Source organism: Xanthomonas sp. CFBP 8152 (genome assembly GCF_014199025.1).
Classification (GTDB): domain Bacteria; phylum Pseudomonadota; class Gammaproteobacteria; order Xanthomonadales; family Xanthomonadaceae; genus Xanthomonas; species Xanthomonas arboricola_B.
The window spans coordinates 25,079-36,913 of record NZ_JACHNO010000003.1 but is presented as its reverse complement, the minus strand read 5'-3'; the positions used below and the strand labels follow the sequence as shown (position 1 = coordinate 36,913).

9 protein-coding genes and 1 other RNA gene are annotated in these 11,835 nt (G+C 66.1%); 5 read left to right on the top strand and 5 right to left on the bottom strand.

From position 1 onward, the window contains the following. Positions 1-120 precede the first annotated feature (120 nt). Positions 121-1,641: a YifB family Mg chelatase-like AAA ATPase gene (locus tag FHT09_RS11890; protein WP_184416973.1), complete on the bottom strand. Its 1,521-nt coding sequence runs from the start codon at positions 1,639-1,641 to the stop codon at positions 121-123. Between the two features lie 15 nt (positions 1,642-1,656). Beyond that, positions 1,657-1,935 (bottom strand): accessory factor UbiK family protein, encoded by a 279-nt coding sequence (locus tag FHT09_RS11885; RefSeq protein ID WP_104605791.1) that lies wholly within the window; start codon positions 1,933-1,935, stop codon positions 1,657-1,659. 191 nt (positions 1,936-2,126) lie between these two features. On the opposite strand from FHT09_RS11885, the gene FHT09_RS11880 reads away from it, so the two are divergent. Continuing rightward, positions 2,127-2,465 carry a P-II family nitrogen regulator gene (locus FHT09_RS11880; protein ID WP_016904463.1) on the top strand — a complete coding sequence of 113 codons (339 nt, stop codon included), beginning with the start codon at positions 2,127-2,129 and terminating at the stop codon, positions 2,463-2,465. 459 nt (positions 2,466-2,924) lie between these two features. Further along, positions 2,925-4,907, top strand: coding sequence for a beta-N-acetylglucosaminidase domain-containing protein (locus tag FHT09_RS11875; RefSeq protein ID WP_104605790.1), 1,983 nt, complete (start codon positions 2,925-2,927; stop codon positions 4,905-4,907). A gap of 364 nt (positions 4,908-5,271) precedes the next feature. On the opposite strand, the gene FHT09_RS11870 is transcribed toward FHT09_RS11875, so the two are convergent. After that, positions 5,272-5,946, bottom strand: a complete 675-nt coding sequence (locus FHT09_RS11870; protein ID WP_181141278.1) for an RIO1 family regulatory kinase/ATPase — start codon at positions 5,944-5,946, stop codon at positions 5,272-5,274. A gap of 610 nt (positions 5,947-6,556) precedes the next feature. On the opposite strand from FHT09_RS11870, the gene FHT09_RS11865 reads away from it, so the two are divergent. Further along, the gene (locus FHT09_RS11865) at positions 6,557-7,378 is read left to right on the top strand and encodes a hypothetical protein (RefSeq protein WP_104605789.1); all 822 of its coding nucleotides are present in this window, start codon (positions 6,557-6,559) and stop codon (positions 7,376-7,378) included. A gap of 206 nt (positions 7,379-7,584) precedes the next feature. Then, positions 7,585-8,196 (top strand): PH domain-containing protein, encoded by a 612-nt coding sequence (locus FHT09_RS11860; protein ID WP_104537737.1) that lies wholly within the window; start codon positions 7,585-7,587, stop codon positions 8,194-8,196. Between the two features lie 59 nt (positions 8,197-8,255). On the opposite strand, the gene FHT09_RS11855 is transcribed toward FHT09_RS11860, so the two are convergent. Both FHT09_RS11855 and speE read right to left on the bottom strand, forming a co-directional pair. Then, positions 8,256-8,331: non-coding RNA, sX9 sRNA (locus FHT09_RS11855), on the bottom strand. 273 nt (positions 8,332-8,604) lie between these two features. Beyond that, positions 8,605-9,462: a polyamine aminopropyltransferase gene (gene speE, locus FHT09_RS11850; protein WP_104605788.1), complete on the bottom strand. Its 858-nt coding sequence runs from the start codon at positions 9,460-9,462 to the stop codon at positions 8,605-8,607. Between the two features lie 235 nt (positions 9,463-9,697). Here speE and speA point away from each other — a divergent pair, with 235 nt between their 5' ends. Continuing rightward, a complete protein-coding gene (speA, locus tag FHT09_RS11845; RefSeq protein WP_104605787.1) occupies positions 9,698-11,584 on the top strand; it encodes an arginine decarboxylase in 1,887 nt (628 codons plus the stop codon). The last annotated feature ends 251 nt before the right edge of the window (positions 11,585-11,835 follow it).

Here is an 11,835-nt window from a genome sequence, read left to right as displayed (position 1 = left end):
CGATGGATGAAGCGGGTGACCGCACGGTGTCCCGAACTCCTTAGCGTCCTAACGGAACGGCGCGGCATCGTTGTACGGCGGACGAATGCCATCGCGTCGACGCGCTTGGATCAGGCGCTGCTATGCCGCGCTTGCCGTACCCATGGCACGATCCAGTTTGCGGTAGCCGATGGCCTCGGTCAGATGCCCGGTGGCAATGGCTGCACTGTCGTCGAGATCGGCAATGGTGCGGGCCACGCGCAGGATGCGATGCATCGAGCGCGCGGACAGTTGCAGGTGTTCGATGGCGCGTTCCAGCAGCACCTGATCACCGCCCTGCAGGCGACAGTGGTGATCGGTCTGAGCCTGATCCAGTTGTGCATTGGGTGCACCGGCACGCGCGAGTTGCCGGTGGCGTGCGGCGACTACGCGCGTACGCATGCTGACGCTGTTTTCGCCGACTTCACCGCTGCGCAAGGCTTGCGGGGGCAGTCGCGGTACTTCGACATGCAGATCGATCCGGTCCAGCAACGGGCCGGAGATGCGGCTGCGATAGCGGCGGATGCTGTCGCTGCTGCAGCGGCAACGCCCGCTGCCATCGCCGGCCCATCCGCACGGGCATGGGTTCATGGCAGCAACCAGCTGGAAGCGTGCCGGGAAATCCAGGCTGCGCGCTGCGCGCGAGATCGTCACCAGGCCCGACTCCAAGGGCTCGCGCAACACTTCCAAGGTCTGCCGCTGCCACTCTGGGAGCTCGTCCAGGAACAGTACGCCGTTGTGGGCCAGCGAGATCTCGCCGGGGCGTGGATGCGTACCTCCACCGACCAAGGCGACCGCACTGGCGGTGTGATGCGGGGCTCGGTAGGGCCGCTGTCGCCAGCGTGCCAGATCCAGCCCGCGGCCGCTGACCGAGGTAATGGCAGCGGTTTCCAGTGCCTCGGCTTCGCTGGATTCCGGCAACAGGCCGGGCAGGCGAGAGGCCAGCAGGGTCTTGCCGCAGCCCGGGCTGCCGACCAACAACAAATGGTGAGCACCGGCGGCGGCGATCTCCAATGCGCGACGTGCGTGCGGCTGGCCACGGACATCGGCCATGTCCGGCAGCGCACGCGCGCCGAGCGCCGGGATCGCCATTTCGGCAGCAGGCGCGCGTTGGCTGCCATTGAGCGCGGCGCAGACTTCCAGCAGCGTACGCGCGGTGAAGGCTTCGACGTGTCCGGCGATGGCCGCTTCGGCGCCATTGGCCAGCGGTACGATCAGCCGTCGCCCGGCTTGCGCGGCAGCCAGGGCGGCCGGCAACACGCCATCGACGCCGCGCAACTCGCCGGTCAGTGCAAGCTCGCCGAGAAATTCGTAATCGGCCAGGGTTTGGCGATCGATCTGCCCGCTGGCGGCCAGGATGCCGAGGGCGATCGGCAGGTCGAAGCGGCCGCCTTCCTTCGGCAAGTCGGCCGGGGCCAGGTTGATGGTGATGCGCCGGGCGGGAAATTCGAATTGTGCGCACAGCAGCGCCGCACGCACGCGTTCGCGCGATTCGCGCACCGCGGCCTCGGGCAGGCCCACGATCTGGGTGGAGGGAAGCCCGCCGGAGAGATGCACTTCCACCCGAACCTCAGGCGCATGCACCCCCACGCGGGCACGGCTGTGCACCAGCGCCAGACTCATGGTGGAAGGCCCTGATCAGGGAGTGACAGGTGGCGCTGCGGGCGGCGTCGCGGGCGCGCGGGCTTCCAGCGCGGCCACGGCCTGTTCCAGCGCGTCGAGTTTTTCGCGCGTGCGCAGCAGCACCGCGCGCTGCACGTCGAACTCTTCGCGGGTGACCAGGTCCAGCTTGCCCAGGCCGGCCTGCAGCGCGCCCTTGAAGGTGCTTTGCAATTCTTCGCGCGATTGGCGCAGGCCCGGCGGCACCAGGTCGCTGAGGCGGCGGGCGAGGTCGTCGAGCTGGTTGAAATCGATCATGAGTGTTCTCCGCAGGTCCGTAGGGAGCCTAATGCAGGCCGGGACACGCGGGACATCGGCAAGGCAGTCGGCAGGCGGTAAGGATAGTCCCATTCGGCTGTCGGCCGCGGCGACGGCAGTACGCTGCGGGGTGAGTGTTACGGCCTTCCACGGTATGCTGCGCGCCCTGTCATGCCCCTGGATCTGCACCGATGAAAATGATCATGGCCATCGTCAAACCGTTCAAGCTCGACGATGTGCGCGAAGCGCTCGCCGGCTGCGGGGTGGCTGGCATCACGGTGACCGAGGTCAAGGGCTTCGGGCGCCAGAAGGGGCATACCGAGCTGTATCGCGGTGCGGAATACGTGGTCGATTTCCTGCCCAAGGTGAAGATCGAAGTGGCGGTGACCGACGACCAGGCCGAGCGCGTGGTCGAAGCCATCGTGACCGCGGCCGGGACCGGAAAGATCGGCGACGGCAAGGTGTTCGTCTACGACCTGGGCAGTGTGGTGCGGATCCGTACCGGCGAGTTGGACAGCGACGCGCTGTAAGGCGTCAGCGGGCAGCGCCTTCGGTCGACATTGCGCCGTTGGTGCCTGGGCGATCGGCCGATTGCTGAGATGTCGCAGCTATCGCACAAGCCATCGGAAGATTGCCGCGACGCGGCGCCATGGCGTCCACAGTTGCATCGTCGGTCACTCGCCACTCGTGGGCAGGCGGCATCTGGCTGTCGATGCGTCTGCGAAACGGTGCGCCGGAGCTCAACTTCATCCGAGCAGCTGGTCCGCTACAGGACCCGAGCGGTGCCACGCCACGCAGCGCGCTCATACCATTTCAATACCGAAGATCGGATCCGCCACCTGAGGCAGCGTTGGCATTCACGTGATGCCCGTGATCCAGCTCCTAGCTGGCGGTTTGGTTCAAAATCTTTCGAGACCGGTCCTGCTTGTCCCCACGGGACGACTTGCCTACTCTATCACCTAATACCATTTCAATACCGGAGTTAGGGGATGAAGCGACGCGATAGGAAATCGGGCTTGCGCCCGCTCTCGCTCTGGCTGGCAGCGGGCCTGGCAGCGGCGACAGTCCCCGCACTGGCGCAGCCGGTCACCCAGCCGGCGATCTTCCCCGCGCCGGTTTCGATCACGCTGGAGGGCGGCACCGTCACGCTGGGTCAGTCAGTGGTGCTGGTAGCGGCGCCGGGTGCGGATCCGGAATCGGTCGCGCTGGTACGCCGCATCCTCGGTACGGCCGGCGTCACCAGGATCGCCACCGCAGCGCGTCTGCCGGCAACACTCGACCGGCCGCACATCGTGCTCGGCACCGGCGAGGCGGCAGTGGTGCGCGATGCGCTGAGCCGCAGCAAGGCGGTGCAGGACACCCACAAGGAGGGCTATACGCTCGCCAGCGTGGCACTCGGCACCGGCAGCCTGATCACGCTAGCCGGTCACGACAACGACGGGCTGTTCCATGCGGCGCAGACGCTGCGCCAGCTGGTCGAGCGCCCGGCCATTCCGACCCTGGCGATCCAGGATCATCCGGCGATGCCGATCCGCGGCACCATCGAAGGCTTCTACGGCGCGCCATGGTCGATGGCCGACCGCAGCAAGCACATCGAGTTTCTCGCCCGCAGCAAGGCCAATACCTTCATCTACAGCCCCAAGGACGACCCGTACGCACGCGACCGCTGGCGCGACGCATATCCGGCCGCGACGCTGAAGGCGCTGGGCAAGCTGGCGGCCACCGCCAAGCGCAACCATGTCGACTTCGTCTATGCGATTTCGCCGGGGCCGACGGTGTGCTTCTCCGATCCGGCCGACGCCAAGGCGCTGCTGCGCAAGTTCGATGCCTTCCGCGCGCTGGGTGTGCGCAGCTTCTACGTGGCGCTGGACGATATCGAATACACCAAGTGGAACTGCGAGCGCGACAAGGCCACCTTCGGCGATTCCGGTGCGCAGGCGGCCGGTATCGCGCAGTCGCATCTGCTCAACCTGGTGCAGGCCGATCTGGTCGCCCGCCACGATGCAGCCTCGGAACTGATCATGGTGCCGACCGAGTATTACGACGCCAAGGAAAGCCCGTACAAGCAAGCGCTGCGCAAACATCTGGACCCGAAGATCGTGGTGCAGTGGACCGGCACCGACGTGGTGCCGCCAGCCATTTCCATTCCCGATGCACGCGCGGCGACCAAGGCGTTCGGCCGCAAGACGCTGCTGTGGGACAACTACCCGGTCAACGATTTCGAAACCTCGGCCGGGCGCCTGCTGATGGCGCCGTATGCGCGGCGCGAGGCCGGCCTGTCGGCGGAGTTGTCCGGCATCGTCTCCAACCCGATGAATCAGGAAGTGCCCAGCCGGGTCGCAGTGATGGGGCTGACCGCCTTCGCCTGGAACGACACCGGCTACGACGCCGAGCGCACCTGGCATGCGGCCGCACGCGACCTGGCCGGTGGCGACGCGCAGTTGACCGCCGCGCTGCTGACCTTCTTCGATACCCAGCATCTGGCGCCCACCTTCGGCAGCCAGCCGTGGCAGGAACAGGCGCCGCGGCTGAAGGCCGTGCTCGACCAGGTGCGCGAGACGATTGCGCTGGGCGATGCGGCAGCGCGCAGCCAGGCCATCGCCGAGCTTGCGCGTACGGCCGATGCATTCGCGGCCGCGCCGCAGACCATTCGCGCAGGCGTGGCCGACAAGGGCTTTGCGGAGCAATCGCGGCCCTGGCTGGAGGCGATGGAAGGCTGGGGCCGCGCGCTGCAGCAGACCGCGGCCGGCCTGGATGCCGCCAATCGCGGTGACGCGCAGGCGTCAATTGCGTTTGCCGATGCCAAGCGGATCGCCGCCGCCGCCGCAGCGATTACCTCGATTCCCGGCGCCACGCGCTTCGGTGGCCCGGTCAAGATCGCCGATGGCGTGCTGGACCGCTTCGTCGCCGACGCGCCGCAACTGATCGCCTACCGCGAGCCGGCGGCAGCCAAAGCGGCAAGCGCGCATTGAGGAACCGGGGCGGCGACCGGACGACGGGCTAGCCGCCTGGAGGGCGCCGCCGGTGCGCGGCATCGGCATGTACCCCTGTCCACTGCTGTTCCTCCGCGCCGTTGCGCGGCACCCTGGCGACTGCTCGCCAGGGCGATCGGCGCACCGTTGGCGTGGCATCGAGATGGTCAGGCTTGCAGCCCGGCGGGTGTGGCCTGTGGCCCACGACGCCGGATCAGCATGCGGGACGCAGATCGATATGCGTTGTTGCGCAGATGCCGGCGCTGGTGCTGGATGCAGGGCGCGGTTGCACGTCACCGGCCAGGCATCACGGCGGGTGCGCGCTGCCTCGGCGGCGGGTCTGCGGCCTGCCGGTCAGCGGGCTTCAGTTGGCACTGGTTGGCTGCGCATCGCGCTTGAGGTGCCGATACAGCCGCTTCCAGCTGCCGCGGATGGTGCGTACCCAGCGCGGCTCGGCGCTGCGTGCGGCCTCGTGGGCGGTCGGCGCGATCCCGGCCAGACGCTGGCGCATCTTCTGGAAATTGGCCACGTCGCTGCGCTGCAGTTGACGCGCCAGCAGGCCGCGCCGCAACCAGCGCGGGAAGCGCCAGGCCGAGGTGAAGTCGATCAATACCGGCACGCCGGCACTGATCACCACATTGGTGCCGTGCAGATCGTTGTGGGTGATGCCGACGGCGTGCAGGCGGCGCAGCGCCTGCTGCAGCTGCTGGAACACCTCCTGGCCGACCACCGCGCTGGCGCTGAGGGTGTCGCCCGGAATGAACTCCATGCCCAGCGCCAGCCCGCCCAGCGTGCCGAGCAGGGCCGGCGCATGCCGCCAGCCGTGCAGCCGAGCCAGCATCTTGGCCTCGTGCCGCACCATCAGCCGCGCGATCGGCGCCAGCAGCGTACGGCGGTAGCGGCTGTAGTCCTTGACCACCGCCAGTTGCCCATCCAGATGCGCGCGATAGACGTTGGGCTCGAGCAACCGGGTGCCCTGCTTGAGCAGCACGGGCGTGACGATTTGCAGGCTGGAGGTGTCCAGCGGCTGGTAATGCATGACAAGTCTCCGGACCTTGGCGGCGCGGAGCGATCACGCGTCTGGCAGGGTTCACGATGATCGCGAGGGATCGGTCCGGCGGATTTTAGAACTTGCGAGTACTGAAATTACATTTGTTTAACAAATGAAATGTTCCGGACATGGAACAGCCTTGCTATTCAAGCGGTTGAAGCACTCGGGTTTTGCAAAATCACCGGATCGGACGGCATGCGGGAGCGCTCTGCCGATGCACTGGACGGCCACACGCGGCACCACGGCCGCGGTGCGATCTCGCTCGATCGCAATGGGAGCTGGCGATCGGCTCGCGGCGGATCGGTAGTGGCGGAACATGTCGAAGCTCACCCCGGCAGAGTGCGGTTGGACATGCGTGTCGCCGCTTCTTGACAGGCAATGAGACTCCAGACACTGTGCGCGCTGCGGTCAGGGGGCTGCATCACGCGCGCGTCGCGCACATCCACGCCGGTGTGCCACGGCCGGTGCCTTGGGCATTGCAGTGATGCGGGGACGCCCCCGGAGAGATGACAGCAACTGCGCCACTTCCAGACGCCGTCGGGTTCGCCCGCGCGCGCACGGATGCGGGAACGATGGGGGACCACTCATGGGGAATACGATGAAAAGGACTGCAATACTGCTATTGGCCTGCACGGCGCTTGGCGTCACGGCACAGGCTTCAGCGCAATCGCTGTCGCGCGGCTGGGACAGCTACCGGCAGCAGCAAAAGCAGCCGCAGGCCGGTACGCAGGAGGCCCCTGCGCCGGCAGCGCCGCAGTCGCGTCCGTCGCAAGCCGGCGGCGCGCCGACCGCCGTCGGTGGAAGCGGACGTGCAGGTGTGGTCGACCAGACCGGCGGATTTGCCACCGTCACGGCGCAGACGCCTGCGGTAGATGCGCCGCCTGCGCCGGCGTACGCAGCAGCGCCAGTACCAGCAACGGGCACTGCGCGGACCGAGCAATCGCGTATCGACAGCGGCGCGTTTATCAGCGTGCAGCGTGGTAGGGGCGAGGTGTTCAGTGGCTACAAGCAGGACATGCTTGGCCTCAGTGCCGGCTATCGCTGGCGTGCCGGCTCGGTGACGTTGATCGGGCTCGAGGGATCGGTTGGGCGCCTGGACCGCGGAGACTCGACCGACGATGTCTTTATTCCAGCAGTGAAGTTTGGTGGCATCGGCGGTACGGCCCGCTTCAACTTTGGTGACACTCCACTGTTTGCTGTGGTGCGTATTGGCTCATGGTATGCGGAGGTCGCAGAAATGAGTGATGAAATCTACGGTGGCTACGCGAGCCTCGGCCTGGGCGTCGATATCGGCAAGCACGCGAGTGTGAGCGCGATGTACACCAACTACATTTACGCCAACGATTACTATGACTACGCCGAAGACACCACCATCAATCGTGCCGAAGTACTGAACGCGGCACTCGAAGTCCGCTTCTAATGTAAGCGAACGATCCAGGAACGGCGGGCGGCAGCGTCCGCCCTTCTGCGTCAGATGTAGTTCAACAGCGACTTGGCAGACGGCAATTCTGTTTGAGGCCGCACCTTGTAGCCGCGCCGCATACGGTCATTGGCGTTGCACGGGCATCCATGCGGGTTGTTGTAGTGTCACGGTCAACGCATTGACTCAGCCGTTGGCGAGGGCAGATGGACGCATTGGCGCAGTTTTTGACGGACGAGCAGGACCCAACGGCAGTGGGCAGGATCCTGCCCAAGGTCACCGAGTTGCTGACTCGCGACGAGCAGGTCGAGTACATCGCCGTGCAGAAGAAGATGGTGATGAACCTGTCACCTGACGCGGTGGTGCTGACCAACCGCAGGTTCATTGTGGTCTACCCGAAACTGTTCGGCATGACGTTTCGCGATTTCCCCTGGCGCGAGGTGCTCGATGTGCACATGAGCGAACAGATGCTCGGGGCCACCATCATGTGCCGCACCACGCAGGGCGCGTACGCATCCATCGATAGCCTTCCAAAAAAGCAGGCGCGGCGCGTGTATGCCTATGCGCAGCAGGTGGAAGAATCCGCCTACGAAAAACGCCAGCAGCTGGAATTCGACAAGTTGCGCGCGTCGGCCGGCGGTGTGGTGGTGCACGCTCCTGCAGCGCAGGGTGCGGTGCCTTCGGCTCCGCCGATCGCGGTGGCCGTCACCGATGATCCGATGCAGGTGCTGAGCAAGCTCAAGCAGCTATTGGATGCGGGTTTGGTCACGCAGGAAGAATTCGACGCCAAAAAAGCCGAGGTGTTGGCACGGCTGTAAGGCTGCTGACAGATTCAGCAGGTAGCCGTCAGCTGGCGGGGATTGCGCGGCCCAAGAATGCCTGACAAGACGTAGCGAGCAGTCGTAAGCCGTGCGGACGGTGCGCCTAGAGCCGGAGCGTACGGCGTCGTGCATGCCGATTCCGAGCACCGGCCGTGCCAAGCGGTGCACGCAGTGGATCGGGAAGTCGCTTCAAGCGGCGGTCTGCGGTGCTCTGCGCTTGCCGCAGCATGCGCGCAGACCGCTACGCCGGTCGTGGGGTGCCAGGCTACGGCAGTTAAGACCGGCACGTGATCGTCGTCGGGCGGGCGCAGTCGCTGCGCGGAGGCGCTTGCCGCATGGACATGGCGGCTGCTCCGCGCCTGTCATGTCCATCTGGCGACCGTTCACCTTGTGCCGCTGGCAGTCTTACTCGCCCAGCGCCTTGGCCACGAACGGCGGCGCGACCAGCACGCCGGTGTGCAGGTGGGCGGTGTAGTACAGCGTCTCGAAGCCCTTGGCCTGCGCGGCGTCCTGGCGGAAGGCGAACTCGGCGTTGGCCTGCTTGCTGGCCATGGTCACGCTCCACCAGCCGGTGGGGTAGCACGGCTGCGGGAAGGGCAGGGTCTTGAACGACTGGAAGCCGGCCTTGCCCATTTCGGTGCGCATTTCCTTGATCAGTTCCAGCAGCGCCAGCGGCGACTCAGACTGCTGCACCAGGATGCCGTCGTCCTTCAATGCCTTGAAGCAGCTTTCGTAGAAGGCCTTGTTGAACAGCCCTTCGGCCGGGCCGACCGGGTCGGTGGAGTCGACGATCACAATATCCACGCTGCCGGCCGGGCAGTTGGCCATGTAGGCCACGCCGTCGTCGAACAGCAGCTCGGCACGCGCATCGTGGTTGGAATCGCACAGCTCGGGGAAGTACTTCTCCGACATGCGGGTGACCTGCTCGTCGATGTCGCACTGGGTGGCGCTTTCCACGCCCGGGTGCTTGAGCACCTCGCGCAGGGTGCCGCAGTCGCCGCCGCCGATGATCACCACGCGCTTGGGCGCGGCATGGGTGAACAGCGCCGGGTGGCTGATCATCTCGTGATAGAAGAAATTGTCGCGGCTGGTCAGCATCACCGCGCCGTCGATCAGCATCAGCTTGCCCCAGTCGGTGGTCTGGTAGATTTCGATCTTCTGGAACGGGGACTGCACCTCGTCCAGCTTGCCGCTGATGCGGAAGCCGATCGCCGAGCCGGTGGGCTGGAAGTGTTCGATGTACCAGTTGTCGTTGGCGCTCATGCAAAGTCCTAAAAGATGGGGGCTGTTCCTTCTCCCACGCGGGAGAAGGTGGCGCTTGGCGCCGGATGACGGCCGGACGCAGCCGCGTGCAAGCAAGCTGCCGACGGCCATGCCGAACCCTCGCCAACCCCGCTCCAACCGGGAGAGGGGCGTGAAGTCGGCGCGGATTGTAACGGACCCTGCGCGTGCCAGGCGTTACACTTCACGCCCTTTTTGTCCCAGCCGAGTCAGCGAAATGAGCGATTGGTCCCTCGACCAAGCCCGCAAGACCTATTCGATCCCGCATTGGGCCGACGGGTATTTCGATGTGAACGACGCCGGACATGTGGTGGTCACGCCGACCAGCGACGGTCCGTCGGTGTCGTTGCCCGAGGTGGTGGACGCCGCGCGCGCGGCCGGCGCCAAGCTGCCGCTGCTGGTGCGTTTCCCGGACATCCTGGGCCAGCGCCTGGGCAAGTTGCAGGCGGCGTTCGCGCAGGCGCAGTCCGAATGGGATTACGCCGGCGGCTACACAGCCGTGTACCCGATCAAGGTCAACCAGCATCGTGGCGTGGCCGGCACCCTGGCGTCGCACCATGGCGAGGGTTTCGGCCTGGAAGCGGGCAGCAAGCCGGAGCTGATGGCGGTGCTGGCGCTGTCGCGCCCGGGTGGGCTGATCGTCTGCAACGGCTACAAGGACCGCGAATACATCCGCCTGGCGCTGATCGGCCGCAAGCTCGGCCTGCAGACCTTCATCGTCATCGAAAAACCCTCCGAGCTGAAGCTGGTGCTGGAAGAGGCGCGCGCACTGGACGTCAAGCCGGGTCTGGGCGTGCGCATGCGCCTGGCTTCGCTTGGCGCGGGCAAGTGGCAGAACAGCGGTGGCGACAAGGCCAAGTTCGGGCTGTCGCCGCGCCAGGTGCTGGACCTGTGGAAGACGCTGCGCGATACCGAGTACGCCGACAGCCTGAACCTGCTGCACTTCCATATGGGCTCGCAGATCTCCAACGTGCGCGACATCGCCAACGGCATGCGCGAGGCCACGCGCTACTTCGTGGAGCTGTCGCGGCTGGGCGCGCGGATCAGCCACGTGGATGTCGGCGGCGGTCTGGGCATCGATTACGAAGGCACGCGCTCGCGCAGCTATTGCTCGATCAACTACGGCCTGCATTCCTACGCCAGCAACATCGTGCAGCCCCTGGCCAGCGCCTGCGAAGAGCACGGCCTGACTCCGCCGCGCATCGTCACCGAATGCGGCCGCGCGATGACCGCCCACCACGCGGTGTTGATCGCCAACGTGTCCGAAGTGGAGCAGGCGCCGGAAGGCCGCGTGCCCGACGCGCATGACGACGAGCCGGCAGCGATCCGCCACCTGCGCGAGATCCATGACGAGCTCGATGTGCGCCCGGCGGTGGAACTGTTCCAGGAGGCGCAGCACTTCCATGCCGAAGGCCTGAGTGCCTACGCATTGGGCCAGATCGACCTGACCCACCGCGCGCGTATCGACGACCTGTTCTATGCGATCGCTCACGGCGTACGTGCACGCCTGAGCTTCGACGAAAAGAGCCATCGCCCGGTGCTGGACGAGCTCAACGAGCGGCTGGTGGACAAGTATTTCGTCAATTTCAGCGTGTTCGAGTCGATTCCGGATGTGTGGGCGATCGATCAGGTGTTCCCGATCGTGCCGATCGAACGCTTGAACGAAGCGCCGCAGCGGCGCGGCATCATCGCCGACATGACCTGCGATTCCGACGGCATGGTCAAGACCTACGTCGAGAACGAAAGCCTGGACAGCTCGATGCCGCTGCATGCGTTGAATCCGGGGCAGAGCTATCGCATCGGCTTCTTCCTGGTCGGTGCCTACCAGGAAATCCTGGGCGATATCCATAACCTGTTCGGCGATACCGATGCGGTGGAAGTGGCCGTGGACGGCGACGGCTACCGCATCGCGCAGCAGCGCCGCGGCGATACCACCGATGTGATGCTGGACTACGTGGGCTATCAGCTGGACACGCTACGTGCGACCTATGCCGAGCGCATCGCCGCCGCGCAGCTATCGCCCGAGCGCGCACAGGAATTGAGCGACGCACTGGAAGCAGGGTTGACCGGTTACACCTACCTGTCCGACGAACCGTTGGGCTGAGGCCCCGCGTCCACGCCAAGACGACCTCGTCTTCTGCCTCGCCCGCGGCTGCCGGGCCCTTGCGGCTCACGGTCGAACTCAACACCCGCCTGCAACCGTTGCACCACGGCGAGCTCTTCGAGGATCCGCTGGCCGGGATCATGGCTGGGCATGGCCTGGGCGAGATCCTGGGGGGGGGGGCACCGAGGTCAGTCCGATCGGCGAGGTCGGGCGCGGCGATATCGGGGTCGCGCTGGCGTCCGGCGACCCGG